The 23,971-nt window shown below is 62.9% G+C and carries 28 protein-coding genes and 1 other RNA gene; 16 read left to right on the top strand and 13 right to left on the bottom strand.

The features are described from left to right. Positions 1-3: 3 nt before the first annotated feature. From X907_RS11740 to X907_RS11705, 8 genes are all read right to left on the bottom strand, one after another. Positions 4-243 (bottom strand): DUF4170 domain-containing protein, encoded by a 240-nt coding sequence (locus X907_RS11740; RefSeq protein WP_127568222.1) that lies wholly within the window; start codon positions 241-243, stop codon positions 4-6. Then, entirely contained in the window at positions 240-1,025 is a 786-nt protein-coding gene (locus X907_RS11735; RefSeq protein ID WP_233352335.1) for a 3'(2'),5'-bisphosphate nucleotidase CysQ, read from the bottom strand. Before X907_RS11735 ends, X907_RS11740 begins: the two co-directional genes overlap by 4 nt. Beyond that, positions 1,012-2,397, bottom strand: a complete 1,386-nt coding sequence (locus tag X907_RS11730) for a TldD/PmbA family protein (protein ID WP_127568221.1) — start codon at positions 2,395-2,397, stop codon at positions 1,012-1,014. The genes X907_RS11735 and X907_RS11730 overlap by 14 nt, the downstream gene beginning before the upstream one ends. Positions 2,398-2,449: 52 nt before the next feature. Next, a complete protein-coding gene (locus X907_RS11725) occupies positions 2,450-2,842 on the bottom strand; it encodes an MAPEG family protein (protein WP_127568219.1) in 393 nt (130 codons plus the stop codon). A 76-nt stretch (positions 2,843-2,918) separates the two neighbouring features. Then, on the bottom strand, positions 2,919-3,242 hold the full coding sequence (locus tag X907_RS11720; protein WP_127568216.1) for a hypothetical protein: 324 nt from the start codon (positions 3,240-3,242) through the stop codon (positions 2,919-2,921). Beyond that, on the bottom strand, positions 3,239-3,898 hold the full coding sequence (locus X907_RS11715; RefSeq protein WP_127568214.1) for a DsbA family oxidoreductase: 660 nt from the start codon (positions 3,896-3,898) through the stop codon (positions 3,239-3,241). Before X907_RS11715 ends, X907_RS11720 begins: the two co-directional genes overlap by 4 nt. 11 nt (positions 3,899-3,909) lie before the next feature. Then, positions 3,910-5,268: a dicarboxylate/amino acid:cation symporter gene (locus tag X907_RS11710; protein ID WP_127568212.1), complete on the bottom strand. Its 1,359-nt coding sequence runs from the start codon at positions 5,266-5,268 to the stop codon at positions 3,910-3,912. 58 nt (positions 5,269-5,326) lie between these two features. Further along, positions 5,327-5,641 carry a hypothetical protein gene (locus X907_RS11705; RefSeq protein ID WP_127568210.1) on the bottom strand — a complete coding sequence of 105 codons (315 nt, stop codon included), beginning with the start codon at positions 5,639-5,641 and terminating at the stop codon, positions 5,327-5,329. 284 nt (positions 5,642-5,925) lie between these two features. On the opposite strand from X907_RS11705, the gene mnmA reads away from it, so the two are divergent. From mnmA to X907_RS11685, 4 genes are all read left to right on the top strand, one after another. Next, entirely contained in the window at positions 5,926-7,068 is a 1,143-nt protein-coding gene (mnmA, locus tag X907_RS11700) for a tRNA 2-thiouridine(34) synthase MnmA (RefSeq protein ID WP_127569494.1), read from the top strand. After that, on the top strand, positions 7,065-7,403 hold the full coding sequence (locus tag X907_RS11695; protein ID WP_127568208.1) for a DUF1801 domain-containing protein: 339 nt from the start codon (positions 7,065-7,067) through the stop codon (positions 7,401-7,403). The genes mnmA and X907_RS11695 overlap by 4 nt, the downstream gene beginning before the upstream one ends. A 105-nt stretch (positions 7,404-7,508) precedes the next feature. Further along, on the top strand, positions 7,509-8,693 hold the full coding sequence (locus tag X907_RS11690; RefSeq protein WP_127568206.1) for a thiolase family protein: 1,185 nt from the start codon (positions 7,509-7,511) through the stop codon (positions 8,691-8,693). A gap of 170 nt (positions 8,694-8,863) precedes the next feature. After that, a complete protein-coding gene (locus X907_RS11685) occupies positions 8,864-9,325 on the top strand; it encodes a RidA family protein (RefSeq protein WP_127568204.1) in 462 nt (153 codons plus the stop codon). Between the two features lie 125 nt (positions 9,326-9,450). Here X907_RS11685 and X907_RS11680 read toward each other — a convergent pair whose 3' ends face one another. The 4 genes from X907_RS11680 to X907_RS11665 form a co-directional block, all read right to left on the bottom strand. Further along, a complete protein-coding gene (locus X907_RS11680; RefSeq protein WP_127568202.1) occupies positions 9,451-10,299 on the bottom strand; it encodes a hypothetical protein in 849 nt (282 codons plus the stop codon). Positions 10,300-10,578: 279 nt separating this feature from the next. Further along, positions 10,579-11,916: a dihydroorotase gene (locus tag X907_RS11675; protein ID WP_127568200.1), complete on the bottom strand. Its 1,338-nt coding sequence runs from the start codon at positions 11,914-11,916 to the stop codon at positions 10,579-10,581. Then, a complete protein-coding gene (locus tag X907_RS11670; RefSeq protein WP_127568198.1) occupies positions 11,913-12,872 on the bottom strand; it encodes a glycosyltransferase family 9 protein in 960 nt (319 codons plus the stop codon). The genes X907_RS11675 and X907_RS11670 overlap by 4 nt, the downstream gene beginning before the upstream one ends. Positions 12,873-12,928: 56 nt before the next feature. Next, entirely contained in the window at positions 12,929-13,669 is a 741-nt protein-coding gene (locus tag X907_RS11665; RefSeq protein ID WP_127568196.1) for a hypothetical protein, read from the bottom strand. A gap of 93 nt (positions 13,670-13,762) precedes the next feature. On the opposite strand from X907_RS11665, the gene ygfZ reads away from it, so the two are divergent. The 3 genes from ygfZ (at position 13,763) to X907_RS11650 (ending at position 16,956) form a co-directional block, all read left to right on the top strand. Then, a complete protein-coding gene (gene ygfZ / locus X907_RS11660; RefSeq protein ID WP_127568194.1) occupies positions 13,763-14,608 on the top strand; it encodes a CAF17-like 4Fe-4S cluster assembly/insertion protein YgfZ in 846 nt (281 codons plus the stop codon). 90 nt (positions 14,609-14,698) lie between these two features. Continuing rightward, positions 14,699-15,931 (top strand): phosphoglycerate dehydrogenase, encoded by a 1,233-nt coding sequence (gene serA, locus X907_RS11655; protein ID WP_127568192.1) that lies wholly within the window; start codon positions 14,699-14,701, stop codon positions 15,929-15,931. A 20-nt stretch (positions 15,932-15,951) separates the two neighbouring features. Next, positions 15,952-16,956: a glycosyltransferase family 2 protein gene (locus X907_RS11650; protein WP_127568190.1), complete on the top strand. Its 1,005-nt coding sequence runs from the start codon at positions 15,952-15,954 to the stop codon at positions 16,954-16,956. Here the strand turns inward: X907_RS11650 and cysQ are convergent. Then, entirely contained in the window at positions 16,916-17,710 is a 795-nt protein-coding gene (gene cysQ, locus X907_RS11645; protein ID WP_233352331.1) for a 3'(2'),5'-bisphosphate nucleotidase CysQ, read from the bottom strand. The two genes, X907_RS11650 and cysQ, sit on opposite strands and share 41 nt — an antisense overlap. A gap of 242 nt (positions 17,711-17,952) precedes the next feature. Here cysQ and X907_RS11640 point away from each other — a divergent pair, with 242 nt between their 5' ends. From X907_RS11640 to X907_RS11605, 9 genes are all read left to right on the top strand, one after another. Then, positions 17,953-18,198 (top strand): hypothetical protein, encoded by a 246-nt coding sequence (locus X907_RS11640; protein ID WP_127568188.1) that lies wholly within the window; start codon positions 17,953-17,955, stop codon positions 18,196-18,198. Next, positions 18,198-18,560, top strand: coding sequence for a cell division protein ZapA (locus X907_RS11635; RefSeq protein WP_127568186.1), 363 nt, complete (start codon positions 18,198-18,200; stop codon positions 18,558-18,560). Before X907_RS11640 ends, X907_RS11635 begins: the two co-directional genes overlap by 1 nt. Positions 18,561-18,596: 36 nt before the next feature. Continuing rightward, a non-coding RNA gene (ssrS, locus tag X907_RS14805) (6S RNA) lies at positions 18,597-18,756 on the top strand. A 26-nt stretch (positions 18,757-18,782) separates the two neighbouring features. Beyond that, positions 18,783-19,397, top strand: a complete 615-nt coding sequence (locus X907_RS11630) for a 5-formyltetrahydrofolate cyclo-ligase (protein ID WP_233352330.1) — start codon at positions 18,783-18,785, stop codon at positions 19,395-19,397. Positions 19,398-19,451: 54 nt separating this feature from the next. Continuing rightward, on the top strand, positions 19,452-20,216 hold the full coding sequence (locus X907_RS11625) for a ferredoxin--NADP reductase (protein ID WP_127568185.1): 765 nt from the start codon (positions 19,452-19,454) through the stop codon (positions 20,214-20,216). A 172-nt stretch (positions 20,217-20,388) separates the two neighbouring features. Then, positions 20,389-20,634: a hypothetical protein gene (locus X907_RS11620; RefSeq protein ID WP_127568184.1), complete on the top strand. Its 246-nt coding sequence runs from the start codon at positions 20,389-20,391 to the stop codon at positions 20,632-20,634. Then, complete coding sequence (locus X907_RS11615) at positions 20,585-21,997, top strand: DUF6895 family protein (RefSeq protein WP_170175546.1); 1,413 nt, start codon at positions 20,585-20,587, stop codon at positions 21,995-21,997. Before X907_RS11620 ends, X907_RS11615 begins: the two co-directional genes overlap by 50 nt. Before the next feature lie 182 nt (positions 21,998-22,179). Next, a complete protein-coding gene (locus tag X907_RS11610; RefSeq protein WP_127568182.1) occupies positions 22,180-23,046 on the top strand; it encodes a hypothetical protein in 867 nt (288 codons plus the stop codon). Between the two features lie 99 nt (positions 23,047-23,145). Continuing rightward, on the top strand, positions 23,146-23,964 hold the full coding sequence (locus X907_RS11605; RefSeq protein ID WP_127569490.1) for a TIGR00282 family metallophosphoesterase: 819 nt from the start codon (positions 23,146-23,148) through the stop codon (positions 23,962-23,964). The last annotated feature ends 7 nt before the right edge of the window (positions 23,965-23,971 follow it).

The raw sequence follows: 23,971 nt of genomic DNA, 5'->3' as shown, positions 1-23,971 counted from the left end.
CTCTTAGCCCTGCGGCCCGCCATTTGCGGGGTCCAGCAGCTTGTGGGCGTGGATGATGAAGAAGCGCATATGGGCATTGTCGACCGTGTTTTGCGCGGCGGCCTTCCAGGCCATGCGTGCGCTCTCATAATCGGGAAACGCGCCGACAAACTCTACTGCACCGAAATCCTTGAACTCGTGAACATCGGGACGAACCTCGGTCAGTTCGCCGCCAATCACGAGATGGAGAAGCTGCTGGCTCATGGTGATTCCTTTGATCGCAGGGCTAGGTGCTCCAATAGCAAAGCATGAAGCGCCGGGCCAGCGGCGATGGGCGCTGGCTGGCGGTGGCTTCCTTCATCATAGCGGAGCTTCACGCCGTCCGGCGAGGAGAGGCGCCCGCCTGCCTCGGTCACGATGAGGTGGCCTGCCGCCAGATCCCAGTCGTTTTTAGGGCGCACCGCTACCAGCCCGTCGGCCTGGCCGCTGGCGGTGAGGGCGAGCCTCAGCGCCACAGAATTGATGTGGATGGTCTCAGCCCCGATGGAGCGCAGATCGCCCAGCCGCCCCGCATCGCCCAGCAGCTTTGCCCCGGCGATGGCGGTTTGCTGCGAGACCTGCAGGCGTTCGCCGTTACACAGCGCGCCCTCGCCGCTGACACTGGTGTAGAACTCCCCGCGCGCAGGCGCGCAGATCACAGCGGCTATGGGCTGGCCGTTTTCCACGATGGCCAGCGAGACGCAAAAGTCAGTACGCCCCTTGATGAAGGCGCGGGTGCCATCAATCGGATCGACGACAAAGACGCGGCCCGATGAGCCGGGTTCTGCCCGGCTTTCCTCTGACAGCCAGCCATAATCGGGCCGGGCGTTCAGCAGCGTGTCTTTCAGGAAGGCATCGGCGGCCATGTCTGCCGCGCTGACCGGATCGCCGGGGCGTTTTTCCCAGTGCTTCAGGCGCGAGCCTTCGCCGAAATAGTCCATGACGAGGTGGCCAGCGTCGCGCGCCGCTCCGACCAGAAGGTCAATATCCGCGCTATCGCCCGCCAACGGAAAGCGCGTCCACCAGCACGCTGGGGGCGTTGATCCGGCCAGAGAATTCCAGATCGCTGCCGGGCTGCAGCCGGGCGAAAATGTCCAGCATATTGCCCGCCACCGTGCTCTCGCTGATTGCGCCGGTGATCTTGCCGTTCTCGATGCGATGCCCTGCTACACCGACCGACCAGTCGCCGGTATTGGAATTGAGCGAGGCGCCAAACATTTCTGTCACCAGCAGGCCATTGCCCGCATCCGCGATGAGTTCGGCGCGCGAGCGCTCGCCCGGCGCGAGGTGCAGATTGGAGACGCTGACCCCCGGAGGGCCGCCCGGATCGGCGCTGGCATGGCCGGTGAGCGGCAGGCCGAGCTGGCGGGCGCTGGCGGCGTTCAGAAGCCAGCCGGTCAGCACGCCATCCTCGATGATGGCGCGCGGGCGCGTGGCGACGCCTTCGCCGTCAAAGGCGCGGCTGCCATGGCCCCAGGGCTTTAGCGGGTCTTCAACGATGTCGATGCCCTCGGCGAAAATCTGCGCGCCATTCTTGTCGCGCAGGAAGGATGTGCCGCGCGCGATTGACGGCCCGGAGATCGCGCCCAGCAGCGCGCCGAGGAAGCTGGTCGCCACGCGCTCATCAAAGACGACGGGCATTTTGCCGGATTTCATCTTTTCGGCGCCGAGGCGGGCAACGGCACGCTCACCGGCAGAGCGGCCCAGCTCTTCTGCGCTGCGCAAGGCGGCGCGCTGGCGCATGGAATGCTGGTCGTAATCGCGCTCCATCAGCTCGCCCGATTTTGCGATGGCCGCGATCCCGCGCGATGCCATGGAGCCAAGCTTGGCGCCGGTGAAGCCAGTGGAGGTGACCATGACAGCGGCGCTGGCCGACAGGCTGGCGCCTGAGCTGGCAATCATCGCCACCCCGTCAACGGCGCGTCCGGCGGCTTCCATTTCCAGCGCCTCGGCCTCCAGCGCGCCTGCATCCCAGTCCATATTCTCGTAAAGATCGATATGGGGGATGGTGCGGGCGAGCTGGTCAGGCTCGACAAGGCCGCAATACGGGTCTTCAGGCGCCACGCGCGCCATGGCGATGGCGCGCTCCACCGCAAGGCTCGCGCCCTCGTCGGTAAGGTCTGAAAAGCTTGTGCCTGCCATGCGCTTGCCGATGAAGACGCGCAGGCCCGCGCTGCGCCCTTCAGAGCGCTCCACATCCTCCAGCGCGCCTTCGCGTACCGAGACTTCCAGCGAGCGCGCTTCGCCCAGGATTACTTCGGCGGCATCGGCCCCGGCGGCCATGGCGCGTTTGAGCAGGCTTTCAGCCAGCGGCAGCAGGGTTTCGGTGCTCGGCCCGCTGGCGGGCGATGCGGCGGTGTTTCGGGCTTTATCGGTCATGGTCACCGGCTATAGCGGTGTGCCGCGCGCCGGGCAATCACCCGCCCCGCAATCAGGTCAGTGCGTACCAGAGAATGGCAACACTGCCCGCCAGATAGACCAGAAGCGTGATCAGCGCGCCGCCGAACCGGCCAAAGCTGGTGCCGGAACTGCCTGTCAGGCCGAAGGCGTGCAGCACGCGCGCCAGCGTCAGCGCGATACCCAGCGCGTGCAGCACGTAAATATGCGCGTCGAGCAGTGCCAGCGTCAGCAGGCCGATGAGCATGCCCGGCACCCATTCAGTCGCATTGGCATGCACCCGGATACGCCGGGCGAGGCTTTCATCACCGCCATCGCCAAAGCCGACCTTGCTGGCCCGGCGGCCAGAGATCACGTTCCACGCCAGAGCGAGCAGAATGAGCAGATTGATGCCGATATACAGACCGGCAACGGCCACTGGTGTCATGGTGATAGTCCTCCCGCTAGGCTGATTGAGCTCAGCCTTTGCCGCGCACTATCGGGCGCGCCGCAGCTGCGCGCAATCAGGTTTCCGGATAACAGGATAGGGCGGTCTCGGCAACGAAGCGGCTGAGCGCGCCCTGGACGCTGGAATTGAGCCCGGTGGCGTCCATGCGCGCGCGGATTGGCTCGCCGGTCATGGACTCGATCAGGATGGAGTAGGCTACTGCATCAAAGCGGCGCGCGGCGCGTTCTGACAGGCAGGTGCAGGCTTCATCGCCATAATCAAAGCGCTCGCTGCACACGGCAATGAAACGGGCCTGTTCGGCCCCGTCAGGCGGGGTGCGCGGGCCAGGCGAGCATGCCGCCAGCGCAGTAGCGGAAACCAGCACCAGCGCGCGCATCATGCGTCTTCTTCCGGTGGCAGGCTGGCGGCCTTGCGAATGGCGCCGGCGAGCACGTCCGGTGCTTCCGCGCCAGAGACGGCGAAGGCACCGTTGAAGATGAAGCAGGGTACGCCCGCCACGCCCAGCGAGCGGTAGAATTTCTCCTCGCGCTCCAGCACATCCTTGTCGCGATGGGTGGAGAGAAGGTCGGCCACCACATTTGCATCCAGCCCGATACTCTCTGCTATCGCGGTCAGTTCTGAGGCCGCGCCTATATCGCGCCGCTCCTCGAAATAGGCCTTGAACAGGGCTTCGGCAGCGTCTGCCCCCTTGCCCTGGCCTTGCGCCCAGCGGATCAGCCGGTGCGCATCCATCGTGTTCGGGCGCATGGGGATTTCATCGAAATTGAAGACGATGCCTGCTTCGGGGCCTGCGGCTTCCAGATGCTCGCGCATGGCCTTGAAGCGGCCCTGACTGTCTTCGCCGACGCGCTTCCTCATATAGTCCTGATAGGGCAGGCCAGCCTTGGGGATGGAGGCATCCAGCTGGAAGGGGCGCAGCACGGTCTCCACCGGGATTTCCGGCACAAGGGCCTGCGCCGCCTGCCAGTAGCGATGGCCAAGCCAGCACCATGGACACACCGGATCAAGGACAAGATCTACATTCACAGAAGCCATTTGTGCGCTCTTCAGTCCTCGTTTTTGCGATGCGTGCTGACGGCGAGAATCCGCGTCGCGGCCAGATCGCCCGTTACATTGACCGATGTGCGCGCCATGTCGAGGAACCTGTCCACGCCCAGAACAAAGACCAGCCCGGCGGGGGGTATGCCGAAGCTGGCGATGAGCCCGGAGAGAATGGCGATAGAGACACCCGGAGCACCCGGCGCGCCGATGGATGAGGCGACCAGCGTCAGCACGATAATGGCGATTTCGCCTGGAGCCAGCGTGACGCCGGCCACTTGCGCGACGAAGATCACGGCGACCGCCTGATAGAGCGCCGTGCCGGCCATGTTCACGGTGGCGGCCAGCGGGATGACGAAACTTGCCATGGAGGGCGGCGCGCCAAGCTTTTCCACCGCGATGCGGATGGAGAGCGGCATGACAGCGGCGGATGAGGAGGTGGAGAAGGCAAGCAGCTGCGCTTCGCCGACCGCCGACTGGAATTTCAAGGGGTTCATCCGGCCGAGCAAAGCGACCAGCGCCAGATAGAGGATCAGGAGGATAGCCAGCCCGATCAGCACCGTGCCGACATAGGCCCCCAGCGCCGCGAGCGATCCCAGGCCAAGGCGCGCGAGAAGCTGGGCCGTCAGGCCGAACACCGCGTAGGGCGTGATATACATCGCCCAGCGCACCACGGTCATGGAGACTTCCAGAAGCCCCTCGAACACGCCCAGCAACGGGTCGAGCCGGGTCTTGTTGGTGGAGCTGACATAGGCTGCGCCGAGGAACAGGCCGAAAATCACGATCGCCAGCATCTCGTTCTGGACGGCGGAGGCGAGGGGGTTGTCCGGCACCAGTCCCACGATCAGATCCGGCGCGGTCTGGATGATCTCGCCCAGCCGGTCATTATTGGCCGGGGCCTCTTCTGTGGCATCAGACACCAGCGGCGCATCGCCCGCCACGGCCTCGGCTGTGGCCGGATCGATCAGCGTGCCCGGCGCGATGGTCAGGCCCAGCGTCGCCCCCAGCAGGGCCGCAGCAAGCGTTGTGACACCTACGAATCCGGCAAGGCGCGTGCCCGAGGCGCGCAGGCCCGCAGGGTCGGACGCGCTCGCGGCCAGCCCCAGTACGATGGAGGACAGGACCAGCGGCATCAGCACCATCTTGATGAGGGACAGAAAGATGCTGCCGGGCAGGGCAAGCCAGCCGCCAATCAGCTCCGCCGTATCGCGGGGGATGAGACCGGCTTCAGGACCCAGCAACAGACCGGTAAGTACGCCCAGCACGAGCCCGGCCATGACCTGGGCCCACAGCCGGGTGCGCATCCAGGATTCCAGCCGGAAGGCGAGCCTGCGGTACTGCGCGCGGCGGCGCATCGTCTCGGTCATGGATCACCCCTTCCTGCTGCAGCGCAAGGTTAAGGGGCCGGTCGCAGGATTTGAAGGGTCAGGCCTTCACGTCCAGCAGCGCGCCAACCATGTCGTCAGCGGCACGCACGATGGCGCCCGATGCGGCGGCGAGGTTTTGCGCCCGGATCATGTCCACGGCGGCTGCGGCGTAGTCGGGGGAAGGAGTGACGCGCCCGCCGGGTGCGGGGTCCTGGGGGGAAGGGCCGGCAGGCGCGCCTGGAGTGTTGACCGCGCGGGAAGAGCGGTCGGGGATGGTCAGGTCACGAACGCCAGACACCCGGTCTGCCGCGCGGTTCATAAGAGCCGTGGCAGAGGCAAAGCCCGAAACACCGGATGCGAAGGCAGCGTTCATGAGAGGAAGTCTGCGCGCCGCGCCGCCGGAAATCCATTGAAACCCGTAATAATCGTAAACGCCGTGCTAATGGCGGGGGCTGCGCGGCGGTGCCTTCTATTTGCCGCCTCCATGCGCTATATGCCGCGCCTGACACCCATTGCCACCGGCCTTGAACCGGCGGGAAAGGAAAAAAGATGACGACCCTTATCCAAGCGCGCCCCGCAGGGGGCCTGCGCGACACGCTTTCTGCCAACCCGGCTGCCGATACGGCGCGTGTGGACGCGCTGATGGCCGAGTTTGGCCTGTCGGGCGAGTTTCTGGGGCTGGGCGGTAACCCGCAAGATCACCGCGTGGTCGCGGCCATGTCCGGCGGCGTGGACTCATCCGTCGTCGGGGCCATCCTGCACCGTGCGGGCTATCAGGTCGTCGGCATGACTCTGCAGCTCTACGATCATGGCGCAGCCATCCACCGCAAGGGCGCGTGCTGCGCCGGGCAGGACATCCATGATGCACGCCGCGTGGCCGAGGCCATGGGTTTTGCCCATTACGTGCTCGACTATGAAAGCCGTTTCAAGGAAGCGGTGATGGAAGACTTCGCCGATACCTATCTGGCGGGCTCCACGCCGATCCCGTGCGTGCGCTGCAACCAGTCTGTGAAGTTTGCCGATCTGCTGAGCACCGCGCAGCAACTGGGCGCGGCTGCGCTGGTGACGGGGCACTACATCCGCCGCGAGGACCGCGAAGGCGGGCCGGTGCTCCTGCGCGCCGAGGATCACGGCAAGGACCAGTCCTACTTCCTGTTCGCGACCACGCGTGAACAACTGGATTACTTGCGCTTCCCGCTGGGCCATCTGACCAAGGACCAGACGCGCGAGCTGGCTCTGGCGCTGGGCCTGATCGTGGCGGCCAAGCCCGACAGTCAGGACATCTGCTTTGTACCCGATGGCGATTACGCCAGCGTGGTCAAACGCCTGCGCCCGGATGCGGCCCGGCCCGGCGAGATCGTCCACACCGATGGCCGGGTGCTGGGGCTCCATGATGGCGTCATCCACTACACGGTGGGTCAGCGCCGCGGGCTTGGCGTGGCGACCGGCGAGCCGCTCTACGTGATCCGCCTCGATGCCGCCAACGCGCAGGTGATTGTCGGCCCGCGCGAGGCGCTCGCCGTGCGCACCATCCAGCTTGCCGATGTGAACTGGATTGGCGATGGCGCGCTGGTCGATGCCGACGGGATGGAGGTCGCGGTGAAAGTCCGCTCCACGCGCCCGCCGAGCCCGGCCAGCCTGCATGTGAGTGCAGACGGCGCTGTCAGTGTGACGCTGGCGGCGGGCGAGGAAGGTGTGGCCCCCGGTCAGGCGTGCGTCTTCTACAGCGTGGACGAAGAATCGCGCGTGCTCGGCGGGGGCTGGATTCGCGCTACCCGGTCTGAAGTGCAAGCCGCATGAGTGCAGACGCCTATTTCGACAAGCTGGACCGCGAAAAGGCCACTGCCCCGCTGGCGCGTGAGGTGCGCGGCTGGATCCGGGCGCGTGCGCCCCACCTCACCGAACTGATGAAATGGGGCTATCCCTGGTATCAGGGTGAGGCGCTGGTGTGCGCTATCGTGCCCCACAAGGCGCACATCAATCTGCAGTTCAGCCGGGGCGCGGAGCTGGCCGCTCATGTGCGTGTCGAGGGCAGCGGCAAGGCCTTGCGCCATGTGAAAATCTACGCGGCTGATGATCTCGATGAGGGGCTGGCGGTGATACTCGCCGAGGCGGTGGCGCTGGACCGCGCCTGACATTGCACCTGCGAAAAGCCTTGACGCAGCGCGGCGCGGGGCCTTCACATGCGCGCCAGTTTTCAAAATGCATAACCCTTTCATCCTGAAACAGGAGAGATAATCATGAGCGCAGACGATCCCATCGTCATTGTGGGCATGGCGCGCACCCCCATGGGCGGGCTACTGGGCGATCTGGCGGCGGTTGCCGCGCCCGAGCTCGGCTCTGTTGCCATCAAGGCGGCTCTGGCCGAAGCCGGTGTTGCCGGCGACGACGTCAACATGGTCTTCATGGGCAATGTGCTGAGCGCCGGTCAGGGCCAGGCGCCCGCCCGTCAGGCCGCCATCAAGGCGGGCCTGCCCAAATCGGCTCAGGCCACCACGCTCAACAAGGTGTGCGGGTCTGGCATGCAGGCGGCGATCTATGCCCGCGCGATGATTGCCTCTGGCGAAGCCGATGTGATCGTGGCGGGCGGCATGGAATCCATGACCAACGCGCCGCACCTTCTGCCGACCCATCGCGGCGGCTTCAAATATGGCCATGACACGCTGAAAGACCACATGGCGCTCGACGGGCTTGAAGATGCCTATGAGCACAAGGCGATGGGCGTCTATGCCGACATGGTGGCCCAGGAATACCAGTTCACCCGCGAGGACCAGGACGCCTACGCCATCGAGACGCTCTCACGCGCCAAGAAGGCGGCCGAGGACGGCATTTTCAAGCGCGAGATTGCCCCCGTCACCATCTCCACCCGCAAGGGCGATGTGACGGTTGAACATGACGAGCTGCCCGGCAAGGCGCGGCCTGAGAAAATCCCGGAACTGCGCGCGGCCTTCACCAAGGACGGCACGGTGACGGCGGCCAATGCCTCTGCCATCTCTGATGGCGCGGCGGCTCTGGTGCTGATGCGCCTGTCCGAGGCTGAACGCCGGGGTCTCAAACCCATCGCGAAGATCGTCGCCACGGCGGCGCATGCTCACGAGCCGGCCTATTTCATGACTGCGCCGGTTCCTGCCATGCGCAAGGTGATGGAGCGTGCGGGCTGGGCCACGAAAGACGTGGACCTGTTCGAGATCAATGAAGCCTTCGCCAGCGTGCCGATGATCGCGATGAAGGATCTGGGGCTCTCCCACGATGTCATCAACGTGCATGGCGGGGCGTGCGCGCTCGGCCACCCGATTGGCGCCTCCGGCGCACGCATCCTCGTCACGCTGTTATCGGCGCTGGAAAAGCACGACCAGAAGCGCGGCGTAGCCTCGCTCTGCATTGGTGGCGGCGAAGCCACGGCGATGGCTGTCGAGCGGTTTTAGGCAGACTTGTCCTCCCCCGTTCACGGGGGAGGTGCCTTCGAAGAAGGCGGAGGGGGGAACTTGTTCATGCAATCCCCCCCCTCGGCCCTTCGGGCCACTCCCCCCGTAAACGGGGGGAGAAACCGTTGGTGCCCCGGCCAAGACAGGCCTTTTTCTTCCAGGAGTTCCCCATGTCCCAGATCGCCAAACGCCTTGCAGAGCTGTCCATCACCCTGCCGCAGGCCGTCGCGCCGGTGGCGAACTATGTGCCCTTCGTACGCTCGGGCGATCTCGTGTTCGTGTCGGGCCAGGTCTCCATCGGGCCGGATGGGCTGGTGAAGGGTACGCTTGGCAAGGACATGGATGTGGCCGCAGGACAAACCGCTGCGCGCCTGTGCGGGCTCAATCTCATCGCCCAGTTCGCCGCTGCCTGTGAGGGTGATCTGGACCGCATAAAACGCGTAGTGCGCCTTGGCGGCTTTGTCGCCGCAGACCCTGCCTTCACCGACATTCCCAAAGTCATCAATGGCTGTTCAGACCTGATGGTGGAAGTGTTTGGCGATGCGGGCCGCCACGCCCGCTCTGCTGTCGCGTGCCCGGTCCTGCCGCTCGGCGCAGCGGTAGAGGTCGATGCGGTGATCGAGCTGGGGTGAGGCTGGCCTTGTCATCACCCGCTATACCTGCCCCTGCCGCAGGCGGGACCCGGCGAGTCGCTGAGGCTCTAAACGGTGCTGCCTTGCGCGGGTGGAGAGCAAAAGCTCGGAGGCCATTCGAGATGCTATGGCGATGAAAATTGCGGTGAAATAACAGATAGCTCACGCTCAAGCTTCACAATAGTTCTCGTCAATTCCCTCATCACGCGGGCCTCTTTCTCGGTGGTTGCCGGGTCCACCGTTGAGCCATGCCCGGCGAGGGCCTCTGTATTTCTTTTATCGAATATGCTTTTGATTTCATCTAAAATGCTGTCTGATAAAGTCGAATGTTTTCTGTAAAGCGCAAACCATGACCCTAAACTCTGGTTTTGAACAGTTGGGTTTGTAACGATTGACTTGGCCAGCGTCTCAAAAACTGATGCCGCTGTGTGAACGACGAGCGGCCAGTCAGAAGCTTCAAGAGCCCGGTCCATGCGATCGAAGAGCTTTCGCATGTTGGTGTGCTCGGAAGGTTCCAGCTCTTCGTCAGGCAGTTCCTCCACAGGAGTGAGTTTTACAATCAGCGACTCATCATCATTGTGGGCGAATTGAATACCGACACCGTCATCTTTAAAAATGGAATTTACGTCTTTGGAAGAGATCAGCCCCTCGGAAATAAGGTCCGCCAGTCCGTCGACTAACTCCAATGTCGATGGCCGGCGAAATATCAGCTCAAGTTCGCCGAGATGCCATCCATATTCTCCAACGGCGTAATCGTCATCCCACATTTCGAGGAGATAAATTTTGTTTCCCCGGACCGTGTTCATGAGATTGATTATACGGTTTATACGCACTATCCGGATCGTATCACTCTCCGGGCCTGATGCTTGAGTTTGGTCTCTAAAGAACCGCGTCAGCCGCAATCGAGCCCGTTGCGAAACGACTTCCAGCTCGATTTTCCTTCTATCATTGGATTGAATGCGCTCCCCCAGCACTCGGCAGCTCCCAACATGCTAGTATAATAAAGAACTTAGAATTTTAACCCAGAAGCCTACATCAATGTGTCGTGGTAAGGGAACCATCAATAATCTGGACAAATTTTCCAATGGGCATGCAAGGCCCTTTGATCGACTAGACGGCTGCGCAAATTTGCCGGGTGAGGCCCTCGTGCTTCGAGACGCTTCGCTTCGCTCGCCCTCAGCATGAGGGCCACGGCACATTCCCCTCACCCTGAGGAGCGCGTAAGCGCGTCTCGAAGGGCGAGGGGAAGCCCCCTAAACCGCCCCCAGCGTCTCCACAAAGCGGGCCGCTTCGCCGGTTGACGGCGTGACAAGCTCGTCATCGCGCATCACGACCTTGCCGCGCACAATGGTCGCCATCGGCCAGCCGGTGACGGTATCGCCAGTAAAGGGCGACCAGCCGCAGCGAGAGGCCAGCCAGCTTTCTTCAATCGTGCGCACCGCGTGCAGATCGACCAGCGTCAGATCGGCATCGTATCCGGCGGCAATACGGCCCTTGTTGGCGAGCCCGAACACGCGCTGCGGCCCGTGGCTCGTCAGGTCGACAAAGCGCTCCAGCGTCAGCCTGCCCTTGCTCACATGATCCAGCATCAGCGGCACCAGCGTCTGCACGCCCGGCATGCCCGACGGCGAGGCCGGGTAGGGCTTGGACTTTTCTTCCACCGTATGCGGCGCGTGGTCAGAGCCGAGAATATCGGCAATGCCCTGATCGACGCCGCGCCACAGCCCTTCGCGATGCTTTGCGTTGCGCACGGGCGGGTTCATCTGGGCGTAGGCGCCCAGGCGCTCATAGCATTCCGGCGCAGCCAGGGTCAGGTGCTGGGGCGTCACCTCGACGCTGGCAACATCCTTGTGGTGCTGGAGATAGTCGATCTCGTCAGCAGTGGAGATGTGCAGCACGTGGATGCGCTTGCCCGCCTCGCGCGCGAGGCGCACAAGGCGCTGCGTGCTCTGCATGGCAGCGATGTCGTCACGCACCTCCACATGGCTCGTCCAGTCGCCATGACGGGCCAGCGCGCGCCGGTCGGCGAGGCGGAATTCATCCTCCGAATGGAAGGCCGCGCGCCGCTCAATCACGTTCAGGACAGCCGCCACGCCCTCATCTGTATCGACCAGCAGATCGCCGGTGGACGCGCCCATGAACACTTTCACGCCGCAGCACCCGGCCATCAGCTCCATCTCGCGAAGCAGGTGGACGTTTTCCTTCGTTGCGCCCGCATAGAAGGCAAAATCGGTATGCATGCGGTGTGTACCGCGCTTCACCTTGTCGGCCATCAGCTCCGGCGTGGTGGTGGCCGGGTTGGTGTTGGGCATTTCAAAGACGCACACCACGCCTCCAAGAGCCGCAGCCCGGCTGCCGCTTTCAAGGTCTTCCTTCCACTCAAGGCCCGGCTCGCGGAAATGCACCTGCGTGTCGATCACGCCGGGCAATACGTGCAGCCCCTTGGCGTCGATCACTTCGCCCGCACTGGCAGCGGAGAGATCACCAATGGCGGCAAAGCGGCCATCGCGAATGCCTATATCGGCCTTCATGCGCCCGGCATGGCTGACGATTGTGCCGCCCTTGATGAGGGTGTCGAATGTCTCGCTCATGCTGCGCTCTCCTGTCTGATCAGATTGTCCGCCGCGGCCAGCACGGGCGCAAGCTCCAGATCGGCCAGCAGGCCGGTCTCGGACGTTTTCAGCCGGTCGCGCGTGCGCTCATCGGCCTGCCCGCCAGCGCGCACGGTCGCGGTCTGGCGGCCCCAGGGCCCGTAGACGCGCTCATCGGTTGGCCCGAACAGGCCGAGCGTCGGCGTTCCCGCTGCGGCTGCCATGTGCATCAGCCCGCTATCATTGCCCACGAACAAGGCCGCGCGGGAAAGGCAGGCACCCGCTTCCAGCACATCAAGCTGGCCGGTAAAGTCGTGCGTGCGCTCAGGGTCCAGCTGCGAGGTGACGGCGCGCGCGGTGGCTTTATCGCCCGGTCCACCGAAAATGGCGACATGCGCGCCCGCCAGCGCGCCATCGGGACCCGTGAGGGCCAGGGCCAGCCCGGCAAAGCGCTCCGGCGCCCATTCCTTGAAGCGCGCAGCGGCGGCGGGTGCCAGCGCCAGTACCGGCGCATCGGGCATCAGGGCGCGAGCACGCGCGCGCGCCAGATCATCCAGCCAGAGCACGGGCGAGGGCGCGGGCGATATGCCCAGAAAGGCCGCCGCCTCCTCGACCCGGTGAACCGGCGCGCCATCGCCCGGCCAGTTGCGCTTCACATGGCGCTTGCCCGCGAGCAGGAACCAGCTCGTCGCGCTCTCGCGCAGATCGATCACGATGTCCCAGCGTTGTGTCACGGTCTGCCGCCACAGATCGAACCAGTGGCCGCCGCCCTTCTTCTTGGTCATCACGATGACGCGCTCCAGCCCCGGCACGGCGCGGAAAAGCGGCGCGGCCAGCGGCCCGCAGGCAATCGTCACGCGCGGATCAGGATGGGTGCGCAGCACATGGTCCAGCAGGCCGCTGGAGAGGATGGCGTCGCCAATACGCGTCGCTGTGATGAAGAGAATTCGCGTCATGGCGCGTGGCTTAGCGCAGAGCGGGCCTGCCCGCCAGATCAAGCCGCCGCGGCGCTTCAGCGCTGCAGCAGATCGAGCGCGCTGCCATAGAGTTTCTGGATCGAGCCTGCGAGCGAGACCGCCCATTTGACGATGAAGGCGGGCGGCATCTCGCCCATGGCGCGGATGGCAGGAATTTCCTGGCCGTATATGCGCCCCATACTGGCGACGGCCACTTCGAAATGCGCGTAGAAGGCGTGGATGGCCCGCCGGTCATCATTGGCCAGCGTGTTCAGATTCTCGCGGTAGCGGTCATAGGTTTCCTTGCCGAAATAGCTCTGGAAATCATGATAATAGCTGCCGATCTGGCTGATATAGGCGGCAAAGCCGGTGACGAGCGTAACAAGCGCGTCCGCCGTGCGCTGCCTGTCACCTGCCGCCCTTGCATCGTCCACGGCCTGCAGGGCTTTTTGCGCCCAGTCCATGAAATCCAGCGAGTACTCTACCAGATTACTGGTGAAGGAGAGCTTCTGTTCGAGATCAAACAATATGTCGGGGCAGACAGCCTCCACCTTGCGAAGCAGCGTCGTGCTGGCCCGCACGCTCGCCCAGTCGCGGAATTTTTTCATGATGGCGATGGCAGAGCCGAGACTGTCGGTACCGACGCCGGCCAGATAGTCGCCATGCTTGAGCTGGTGGGTGATGAGGTTTGGCTGGCCGGGATCAAACGATATGGCCTGCCGGTAGGGCAGAGCCGTCAGCACGTCCTGAAAGCTGGCTCTGGCACTGCGCAGGCGGTCCTTGCCCCGTCCAAACATCGCCCCCTCCTTCAATGCCGGTGGGTGATGATTGCCGATAAAGCGGCAAGGGGCAAATGACACGCCAGTGACACCCTTGCAGCCAGGCGATGGATGGGCCACATCGAAGCCATGTCAGACACCGGCTTCCTCACCCGTCTTTCCCACCGCGCCGTGATCCATATCACCGGAACGGATGCGCGCGACTTCCTGCAGCGCGTCGTCACCAATGGTCCGCAAGGCGTCACGCCCGGCAAGGCGCTCGGATCGGCGCTACTGACCCCGCAAGGCAAGGTGCTGGCCGATTTCATCTTCCTCGATGATGGCGAGGGCGGGCTGTTTGTCGACGTGCCGCGAAGCGAAGCTGATGCGCTCCTGAAGCGGTTCACGCTCTATAGGCTGCGCGCCAAGGCAGAGCTGGTCTTGCGCGATGATCTGGCCGTCGCGGCGGCGCGCGGTGACGGGACGGCGGCACTGGAAGCGGCCGCACTGGCCTTGGCGCCGGACCCGCGCGGGCCGGGGCTGGGCATGCGGGCGATTGTGCCTGCTACGGCGGAAATTGGCGAAGACACATCCGGCTATTTCGCGGCCAATGCGGCGGCGTACGTGACCGAAATGCCGCTCGATTATGGCCCGACGGAGGTGTTCTCCACCGATGTGAACCACGATCTTCTGCACATGATCGATTACAAGAAAGGCTGCTTTGTCGGACAGGAAGTGGCCAGCCGCATGCACCGCAAGGGCGGGGTCAGGAAGCGGACAGCCTATCTGACCGGGCAGGGCGGCTTTGCGCAAGGTGCGCCCGTCACGGCAGGCGAAACACCGCTCGGCGAAATACTGTCCGGCGGGCAGGGCTTCGCGCTGGCCCTGCTGCGTGTTGACCGGCTTGAGGCGGCGGACCAGCCGGTGATGGTGGACGGCCAGCCGGTAACGGTAAATCTGCCCTCGGCGCCGTCCTGATTCCAGCAAGGGTGTTGCAAGAGGACGCCGGGCAGGCGCATGCTCCGTGCCGCAGTGCAGCAACTCCAGAAATGAAGGCCCGTCCCTACCGTGAGCAACACTCCATTCAGCGCCCTCCTTGTCGAAAATGTTCATGAAGATGCTGACAGCGCGCTGACCAGCTATGGTCCGATGGAGATAATCCGCGCCTCGGGATCGCCGGAGCCTGTGGCGCTGAAGGCCGCGCTCAAGGGACGGTCGGTGCTGGGCATCCGTTCGCGAACCCATATCGATGCAGACATCCTCGACGCCGCGCCGGACCTGCAGGCGGTGGGGTGTTTCTGCATCGGTACCAACCAGGTTGACCTGGCCGAAGCGGCGCGCCGGGGCATTCCGGTGTTCAACGCGCCCTTCGCCAATACGCGCTCGGTGGCCGAGCTCACCCTTGCCTCGATCATCATGCTGATGCGCCGCGTGCCGGAAAAGATGTTTGCCATCCATGAAGGCGGCTGGCTGAAAAGCGCCGATGGCTGCAACGAGGTACGCAAGAAGAAGCTCGGTATTGTCGGCTACGGCAATATCGGCGCCCAGCTCTCGGTGCTGGCCTCGGCGCTGGGCATGCATGTCTATTATTACGATGTGGAGCCCAAGCTCGCCCACGGCAATGCGCGGCCCATGGAGAGCCTTGAGGCCCTGCTGGCCGAGTGTGATGTGGTCACGCTGCACGTCCCTTCCAGCCCGCAGACACGCAATCTGATGAATGCGCAGCGCATCCGCGCCATGAAGCCGGGCAGCTTCCTGATCAATCAGGCGCGGGGCGATCTGGTGGACATTGAGGCACTGGCGGCGGCACTGGACAGCGGACATCTGGCCGGTGCGGCGGTGGACGTGTTCCCGGTGGAGCCGAGCGCCAAGGGCGACACGTTTGAATCGCCCCTGCAGCGCTTCAAGAACGTTATCCTTACCCCGCATATTGGCGGTTCAACGCTGGAGGCGCAGGCCGCCATCGGTCAGGACAGCGCGATCAAGCTGGCCAAATATCTCTATCTGGGCTCGACCGGGCACGCGGTGAACTTCCCGCAAGTGGAGCCGGGGCCGATCAAGGCGGGCCGCACCCGCGTGGCCGTGCCCCATATCAACGCGCCCGGCTTCCTGCGCCGTCTCAATGATGCAGCCGAAAAGGCGGGCGCGAACGTGGCCGCCCAGTTCCTGCAGACCGATGCCGAGATCGGCTATGCGCTGGCCGATCTGGAAGGTGATCTGCCGGCAGACTTCCTTGACCGGATCAATGCGCTGGAGGGGACGATCCGCGCGCGCCTGCTGCCCGGCCCGGCTATAGGCTAGTGGCGGTGGCGGCGAGCGGGATGGTTGCCGACGTCACGATCCTGATCGTCGCCTATGAGAGCGCGCAGCACTGGGCGCAGCTCAAAGCCGCCCTCGCTGCGCAGTCCCTTCGCCCGGCGCGCATACTGGTGCTGGAAAACGGCTCGCAGACCGGCAAGCTGACCCCGGCTGACATGCCAGACGGGATCGAGCTGGTCGTCTCCGACACCAATCTGGGCTTTGCGGGCGGCAATAACCGGCTGGCGGCGATGGCCGATACGCGCTGGCTGGTCCTTTTAAACCCCGATGCTTTCCCCGTGCCGGACTGGCTGGAACAGCTGATGGCGGCGTCGCAGCGTTATCCGCACGCCAGTCTCTTTGGTTCCACCCAGCGCGCGGCGGGGCATGCGGGCGTGCTCGATGGGGCAGGCGATGTCTGGCACATCACAGGCATCCCTTATCGCGGCGCCTATGGACGCGAGATGGCCTCCCCGCCCGATGGCGAGATTTTCGCGCCCTGCGCCGCCGCCATGATGATCCGCCGCGATGTGTTTGAGGATTTGGGCGGCTTTGATGAAGACTATTTCTGCTATGTCGAGGATGTGGACCTTGGCGCGCGCGCGCGTCTGGCCGGGCATACCGCCATCCATGTGCAGAGCGCGGTGGTCGATCATGTCGGCTACGGGTCCAGCGGGCGGCGCTCGGTGTTTGCCACCTATCACGGCACGCGCAACCGGCTGTGGACCTATGTGAAGACCATGCCGTTTCCGCTGCTCATCCTGACCCTGCCGCTACACTTGGCGATGACGCTGGCTCTATGGGCGTCGGCGGCGCGCTTCGGGCATTTCGCCCTGTTTGGCCGCGCGCTCAAAGATGCATTCAAGGGCCTGCCCGGCCTGTGGGAGAAGCGCCAGGCGGTGCAGTCCGCCCGCAAGGTTGCAGCAGCCGATTTCGCCCGCATGCTGGCCTATAGCCCGCTGGACCTGTTGACCCGGCGGCCTCTGGTCAGGCCGGTTGACGCCCGCGCACGACAAACGCGCCATTGAGATAGCCGGTCTCTGTCTTGCCATAGAGGAAGGGCGATCCGTCCGGGCAGGTGACATTGCCGCCCGCTGCCAGCACCACAGCATGACCGGCGGCGGTGTCCCATTCCATGGTGGGGCCAAAGCGCGGATAGAGGTCTGCGCTGCCATCTGCGACCAGGCAGAATTTCAGCGATGACCCGGCGCTGACGGTCTCGCTCACCCCTTCGGCGGCGGCAAAGGCGCGGGTCTGGTCATCGGCGTGAGAGCGGCTCATCACCGCGATACGGCCCGTCTGCGGCATGGCGCGGGCCTGCATCGGCGACAGCGCGCCTGCGTCCAGTTTTGCGCCCGGTGGAAAAGTGCCGCTAAAGCCTGATTTTCCGCCAATGAAGATGCGCTTCAGGGCCGGTGCATAGACACAGCCCGCTACCGGCACCCGCCCGGAGATGAGGGCGATATTGATGGTGAACTCGCCATTGCGGTTGATGAATTCCTTGGTGCCATCCACCGGATCGACCAGCAGGAAATCGCCATTAATGTCGGGCCGCACGCCAGCAGAGAAGCTTTCCTCGGCCAGTACCGGCACACCCGGCATTACGTGTCTGAGCGCTTCGAGAATGACCGTTTCGGCGCGGGTATCGGCGGCTGTAACGGGCGAGCGATCATCCTTGGACTGAACGACAAAGCCGCTGTCATAGACATCCATCACCTCAATGGCGGCTTTCAGACAGATGTCTGCAAAGGCGTGCGCCAGCCTGTCATTTTCGCGTTCCACGTCCCAACCCCTTCAATAACCGGCCTTATCCCCGCCGCCGCCTGTCTAGTGGATGGGGACGGGCTTGAAAACCCGGTGTATAGAAGCGCGCGCACACCTCATCTGACACTTGAACTTTTGCACGCAAGAGCGGATTTTAACGCCCATGACCGCAACCCCGCCCGCCGAAACTCCTGATAGCGACCCTCTGAGCGAGGCCGAGGCCCGGCTGCTGGCCGCCATCGGCGCCGTGGAAGCCCGGCTTGGTCAGCTGTCCAGCCGCATGGCGAGCAGAAGGCGATGCGCGCGCCGCCCGCCATGCCGACGAGGACCGTTCACGGCTGGCCGAACAGCTCGATGCCGCGCGCTCCAGCGAAGCGGAACTGGCCGAGGCTGCGAGCGAGCCAGCGCCGCGCTGCAGAGGCGATGAGCGAGCTGAAAGCGGCGATTCCGGGGCCGGGCTTGCCGATAGCGGACCCGATGATCTGTTCAGGGAGGAGGGCCGCTAATGTCGAAGGTCACCATCTCCCTCAACGGACGCCCCTTTACCATCGGATGTGAGGAGGGCCAGCAAGCCTATCTCAAAGAGCTGGCCGGGCATCTCGACACCCATGTGCGCGATCTCGCCGAGAAGGTTGGCCAGATCGGCGAGCTGCGCCTTCTGCTCATGGCGTCGCTGATCGTCGCTGACGAGATGCGCGAGGCACAAGGCAAGGCCGAGGCGCTGGAAGCCCAACTGCTGGATGCCAAGGGAACGATCTCGCAGGGTGAGGCCCGCCGGCGCGCCGACCGCGCCCGCGCTGCGGAAACCATCGTCAAGGCTGCAGAGCGCCTCGAAGCCCTTGCCGGGGCAGATGGCAGTGAGGCTTGAGCAAAGCCCCGCAAAGGCCCATGTTCATCGTCGTGGCGGTGACTGGAGTTCGCGTCAGGCTCTCACATCCCGGCGACCTTACATCTCTGAACGGGAGCTGCCTCTGATGCTGGCCGTGGCCTACATCACGCGGCACCCACCTGGTAGTCCGGGTCATCAGGGTTGTTACATAGCCAACGGCCCGTCTGGTGCCGCCACACTTCTCTCTTCGGGCAGGGCCACATGCTGAGCGGCTGGCAAAAGAACCGCCTTCGCCGCAAGGCGCTGGCCCGCCGGACCGCGCTGGCGAAGGCACAGGGCGATGCCGGTCACGCTCTTGCCAGCCATTTTCCCGACGCCGCATGGCCAGCCGTAAACGCGGTGGTCGCCGGTTACTGGCCGGTGCGCGGCGAGATTGATCCGCGCCCCCTGATGGAAACCTTCATGCTGGAGCAGTCACAGCTCGCCCTGCCGGTGGTGGTGGCCAAGGACGCGCCCTTGCAGTTCCGCGCCTGGCACCCGGACGACACGCTGGAGGCCGGCGCTTTCGGCATTGATGTGCCGGGGCCGAAACGTCCTGTACTCACACCCTCCCTCCTCCTGGTGCCGCTGGTGGCGTTCGACACGCGCTGCCACCGCATCGGCTATGGGGCGGGCTTTTATGACCGCACGCTTGAAGCGCTGCGCACCTCTGGTCCTGTATTGGCCGTCGGGCTTGCCTATGAGGGCCAGCGCGTCGCCAAGTGCCGGCAGGGCGCCATGATGTGGCACTGGACTATGTGGTCACTGAGGCGGGCTGTTACCGGGCAGTCTGACAGCGCTGATCTCACCGGCAGGCATTGGCGAAGCCGGTCTTAGCCGCTACATCCCGCCCGAACCTTGCAACGGCCCAGATACGAGACCTCTTCCCCCATGGCAGCTTTCAGCGAACAGCGCGTCCTTTCCGTGCGCCACTGGACCGGCAGTCTTTTCTCCTTCCGGGTGGAGCGTCCGGCGAGCTTCCGCTTCCGCTCTGGCGAGTTCGTGATGCTGGGCCTGAAAGTCGATGGAAAGCCGCTTCTGCGCGCCTATTCCATCGCCAGCCCAGCCTGGGATGATGGGCTCGATTTCTTCTCGATCAAGGTTGCCGATGGCCCGCTCACCTCGCGCCTGCAAGGCATCAAGGAGGGTGACGACATCCTGCTGGGCGCGAAATCGGTCGGTACGCTGGTCCATGATGCGCTGCTGCCGGGCAAGCGGCTTTACCTGCTTTCGACCGGCACCGGCATCGCGCCCTTTGCCAGCATTATCCGCGATCCGGAAACCTATGAGCGCTTTGAGCAGGTGATCCTGACCCATACCTGCCGGGAGGCGGCCGAGCTTGCCTATGGCGAGGAGCTGGTGACGGGTCTCAAGGACGATCCGCTGGTGGGCGAGCATGCTCACAAGCTGATCCACTACACCTCGTTGACGCGCGAGGATCATCCGCGCACGGGCCGCATTACCGCGCTTATGGACACAGGCCAGCTCTGGGATGAGACGGGCGGGCCGCTCGATCCGGCCACTGACCGTGTGATGATCTGCGGGTCCATCAATATGATCAATGACTGCAAGGCGCGCGTTGAAGCGGCCGGGCTGGAGGAAGGCTCCAATGCCCGCCCCGGCGCCTTTGTCGTCGAGAAGGCGTTTGTAGGATAGTCAAACCAATCGCAGCATCCTGGGGCAGAGGCTCCAAGCCGCAAAAAAATACAACCTGTCGATGCAGTAAGCTTGACCACCACCGAGATAATGATAACCTGAAATTGTGTTGCGCTTACGCAGCACCATAAGTCGAAATGCTTGTGCGCTAATTGAGAGAAGGGGAAGGAAGATGAGTGTTCTAACGAATATCGGAGCCGGCGCGTTGGCCATCACGACCGCTTCCGCTGCTATTGTGGCTGGAATGAGCGTTGGTGACATCGCCCTCGCCGAACTCGGCCTGCAACAGCCAGACCTTCAACTTAACGATTTGTTGGCGGATCTGGGGTTCGACAAATCGGTCGCGTGGTGGTTCTTCATCAACCCTGATGAAGATTCTCCTGTCAGAATCCTGTTCCTGTATTATCGGGAATTTTGATAATATTTCAGCGCTATCGTCAAATGCCGATAGCGCTGAATCTTTCCTGCAGGTTGCCGTAATGGATAAGCATTCACCGCAATATCTGGACAGCTGTGCTAATAATATTCTGATGTGGTTCGACGAATTTTTTAAAACGTTTGCCCCGCTTGATCCAAAGTCATTTCGAGATAAAAAAATATCCTATGAAAAAGTATGGGCGGAATGCTCCATGCTATTTCTGTTGTTGAATTATTTCAGTTTCGGCGACCGCATTGCTTTGAATATATCCCGTCGCTTGGTAGAACCCCTCAAGTTGCCGGAATTTATGCATAGGGTGACCCGCGAGCGAGCCCGGTTTGGGGCTTGCATCCACAATGTCGCGTTGGCCCAGAGACTGGGTGTCGATGTGCGCGAAGAGGCGCGTTACGTTCGCGCGCTTATTGAGGAGGGGGGATTGTGGGGCCACGATATAGAGTGTTGGGAAAAAGCAGAAACTTTATTCAGCAAGGCTTTGCTGGGTGGCAGTGTTGATTTTTCCGATATAGAAGGTGTGTTGAAGAGCTCTGAATTGTTTAAAGAGCGGAATATATGTTTTTTAAGTGTATTAGACGGATATAAAATTACACATGCAGCATTTTATCATACCGGATTTCGTATTCATGGGTTGTATGATAATAGTGTTGCGGTGGCACCGGCTCCCCGCCACTTGCCAGAGATGCTGGACGCTTTGAGCGCGAAGTTCTTACTGCAAGGCCAGCTGGACCTGGCGCTTGAGTTCGTTCTGGTTGCTATACTGTATAAACTTCCGATATCCAATATACATCTGCAAATAATATCGATCGCGCTGGAATGTGTCCATGCGCATGGAAGTGTGCTGGCCTATATTTTTGATTATAAAGAAAATAATTCGCGCAGCCATCGGGAAGAAAAAGAACGATTTTCATTTGGCACATGCTATCATCCGACGATATTGTTTCTATTAATAATAATGTATTTAGATGTTGATGATCTGTTGCCCTATGTAAACTCGATACTTTATTCCGCTTGGAATAGCCCGGCTTGCGGCGTTATGGACATACTTGAAGGGGTCAGGGTTAGACGGCTTTCAGAGGCGAGCCCTGCATTGGCCGTTGGTGAAATGCTGGCAGCGGCTGAAAGGTACGATCTGGAGAAGCTGGCATCCCTTCTCCTAGCCTCGCAGCCGATTGGCATTATTAAACCGGGTGGTGTGGTCGAGCATAGTTTGCGGCAGTTTTTACGTCTCCAAGCTCGTGCGAACGGAGATTTTGGATATTATGATGTTGAGAAGGCCCTGCATGGGTCAGTGTTTGGAGGTGTTCAGCAGCGGGTTAACCAGTTGGTTTCCGAGGCTATTGGGTGATGCGATCGGCTTTCGTGACGTCTTAGCGAAGGATGCAGTAAATGTCTGGCCTTTGTTCGGTCTGCTGGCGCGCGACAGTTACAGCCTGCTTTGCGCTGAATCTTGCGGCCTGCACGCTCCGGCTGGATGGGGTTGAGCCCCGCCCGGTACAGGATCTGTCCTCGGAGCCTGGACAGGGTGTTTTGACGTTCGACCTCCGGGAGAGTGCAGGTGTGACTGTCGAGGTGGAAGGCCGGCATGTTGAGCTGGTGCTTCTGGCGCGAGGGGAATCGCTGGTTGCGCTCAATCGGGATATTGCCGGGTCGCTTGGCCTGCAAAGCGCAATGCTGGGCCTGGGGACGGCTGCCGTTCGCGATGGGGACCACCGCGTGAGCGGGGCGGTCAGACGCGCGCGCTACCGGATCGCCCCGGGCGCTTACGAGCGTGCCTGGGTTCTCGATATGGAGGAAAATATCTACCCCGGGTATGACGGCGCAATCTCCTTTGGCGCTATCCCGGCAAGCCGGTTCCGGATCCTTTTAAACGACGCACCGCCAGCAGGGGTGGAGGAGGTGTGGGTCCCCATGGTTCTGGAAGGGCGGTCGGAAGCGCTGGAGCAGTCCCGCAACTACGCAGCGCTAGAGTTCAGTCATGATCTGGCGCTCTACCAGGAACCCGTCAGCGCCAATCGCAAGGCCGTCTTCTATCTTCATGCGGCAGGGCGCCTCGTCCCCATTTCGCAGAGCGAACCCTTCATGCGCCTGTTCAACAATGTGAGGCCGCATGTGACGTTTTCGGTACGCCCGCCCGTAATGGTTTCCGGTCTGCCTGCCGGCGAAATTCTCGGTGAAGTCGATCCAGAGTACGATCCGTTTGCGCCTCGGAATGATGAGGCGGGCGAGGTTATCGTAGTCCACCATGATCTCAGGGGGACCGCCTATGCGCCGACCCTCTATCTAGGCCGAAGCTTTTTCTCAGCGTGTTCGGAGCTGCTTGTCGTACGCGAAGAGCTGGAACGCGACCGGCAGACCGTCTCAGCCCGCTGCCGCGCCGATGCCCTAAACCGATAGCCGCAGTCCTGACCTGCTGCCTTGTCCCAACCACGGGCGGTTCTGGGCGGGGTGATGGCGGGCATGGTCATCGCGTCAGCACCGCGTTATAGGGCTGTGATGCGATTAGCGTTTTTTGGAGATGTGGTCGGTAAGTCGGGCCGCGATGTGCTGGTGGAGGAGCTCAACTCTTTCCGCGACCGGCTGAAGCTCGATTTCGTGGTGGTCAATGCCGAGAACGCCGCGGGCGGCTTTGGCATTACCGAGCGCACGGCTATCGAGCTGTTTGATGCGGGCGCGGACGTGCTCACTCTTGGCAATCATTCCTGGGACCAGTCAGAGGCGCTGACCTATATCGAGCGCGAACCGCGCTTGCTTCGCCCGGCCAACTATCCCAGCGGCACCGCGCCGGGGCGGGGCACCGGACTCTATGAGACGAAATCAGGCGCGCGCGTCATGGTGATGAACGTGCTCCTGCGCCTCTATATGCAGCCGCTGGACGATCCGTTTGCCTGCGTGGACGAAGCGCTGTCGGCCTCGCCGCTGGGGCAGGTGGCCGATGCCATCATCGTCGATGCGCACGGCGAGGCGACGAGCGAAAAACACGCCATGGGCCATTTCTGCGACGGGCGGGCGAGCCTTGTGGTCGGCACGCACACGCATATCCCGACCGCCGATCACCAGATCCTCGCGGGCGGAACGGCCTATCAGACCGATGCAGGCATGTGCGGCAGCTATGACTCTGTCATCGGCATGGACAAGGAAGAACCCTTGCGCCGCTTCACCACCCATATGCGCTCAGGCCGGATGCAGGCGGCCAGCGGCCCGGCAACCGCCTGCGGTGTGTTCGTGGAAACCGATGACCGTACCGGGCTTGCGGTGCGCGTGGAGCCGATCCGCTTTGGCGGCGTGTTGTCGGAAACCGTGCCGGTGGTTTGAGTTTGAT

The organism is Glycocaulis alkaliphilus, from assembly GCF_004000605.1.
Classification (GTDB): Bacteria; Pseudomonadota; Alphaproteobacteria; order Caulobacterales; family Maricaulaceae; genus Glycocaulis; species Glycocaulis alkaliphilus.
Note: the sequence above shows the minus strand (reverse complement) of the source record. Positions and strands in the feature narration are given on the sequence as shown.

Excerpts from the sequence above, each read along its gene's own strand:
- X907_RS11725 (WP_127568219.1), bottom strand. The coding sequence starts at position 2,842 with ATGACACCAGTGGCCGTTGCCGGTCTGTATATCGGCATCAATCTGCTC.
- X907_RS11685 (WP_127568204.1), top strand. The coding sequence starts at position 8,864 with ATGTCCCAGATCGCCAAACGCCTTGCAGAGCTGTCCATCACCCTGCCG.
- X907_RS11620 (WP_127568184.1), top strand. The coding sequence starts at position 20,389 with ATGAGTGTTCTAACGAATATCGGAGCCGGCGCGTTGGCCATCACGACC.
- X907_RS11625 (WP_127568185.1), top strand. The coding sequence starts at position 19,452 with ATGGCAGCTTTCAGCGAACAGCGCGTCCTTTCCGTGCGCCACTGGACC.
- X907_RS11665 (WP_127568196.1), bottom strand. The coding sequence starts at position 13,669 with ATGTTTGGACGGGGCAAGGACCGCCTGCGCAGTGCCAGAGCCAGCTTT.
- ygfZ (WP_127568194.1), top strand. The coding sequence starts at position 13,763 with ATGGGCCACATCGAAGCCATGTCAGACACCGGCTTCCTCACCCGTCTT.
- X907_RS11710 (WP_127568212.1), bottom strand. The coding sequence starts at position 5,268 with ATGACCGAGACGATGCGCCGCCGCGCGCAGTACCGCAGGCTCGCCTTC.
- X907_RS11605 (WP_127569490.1), top strand. The coding sequence starts at position 23,146 with ATGCGATTAGCGTTTTTTGGAGATGTGGTCGGTAAGTCGGGCCGCGAT.
- X907_RS11635 (WP_127568186.1), top strand. The coding sequence starts at position 18,198 with ATGTCGAAGGTCACCATCTCCCTCAACGGACGCCCCTTTACCATCGGA.
- X907_RS11715 (WP_127568214.1), bottom strand. The coding sequence starts at position 3,898 with ATGGCTTCTGTGAATGTAGATCTTGTCCTTGATCCGGTGTGTCCATGG.
- X907_RS11740 (WP_127568222.1), bottom strand. The coding sequence starts at position 243 with ATGAGCCAGCAGCTTCTCCATCTCGTGATTGGCGGCGAACTGACCGAG.
- X907_RS11730 (WP_127568221.1), bottom strand. The coding sequence starts at position 2,397 with ATGACCGATAAAGCCCGAAACACCGCCGCATCGCCCGCCAGCGGGCCG.
- X907_RS11695 (WP_127568208.1), top strand. The coding sequence starts at position 7,065 with ATGAGTGCAGACGCCTATTTCGACAAGCTGGACCGCGAAAAGGCCACT.
- X907_RS11630 (WP_233352330.1), top strand. The coding sequence starts at position 18,783 with ATGCTGAGCGGCTGGCAAAAGAACCGCCTTCGCCGCAAGGCGCTGGCC.
- X907_RS11615 (WP_170175546.1), top strand. The coding sequence starts at position 20,585 with ATGAAGATTCTCCTGTCAGAATCCTGTTCCTGTATTATCGGGAATTTT.
- X907_RS11650 (WP_127568190.1), top strand. The coding sequence starts at position 15,952 with ATGGTTGCCGACGTCACGATCCTGATCGTCGCCTATGAGAGCGCGCAG.
- X907_RS11675 (WP_127568200.1), bottom strand. The coding sequence starts at position 11,916 with ATGAGCGAGACATTCGACACCCTCATCAAGGGCGGCACAATCGTCAGC.
- X907_RS11690 (WP_127568206.1), top strand. The coding sequence starts at position 7,509 with ATGAGCGCAGACGATCCCATCGTCATTGTGGGCATGGCGCGCACCCCC.
- X907_RS11705 (WP_127568210.1), bottom strand. The coding sequence starts at position 5,641 with ATGAACGCTGCCTTCGCATCCGGTGTTTCGGGCTTTGCCTCTGCCACG.
- X907_RS11670 (WP_127568198.1), bottom strand. The coding sequence starts at position 12,872 with ATGACGCGAATTCTCTTCATCACAGCGACGCGTATTGGCGACGCCATC.
- X907_RS11720 (WP_127568216.1), bottom strand. The coding sequence starts at position 3,242 with ATGATGCGCGCGCTGGTGCTGGTTTCCGCTACTGCGCTGGCGGCATGC.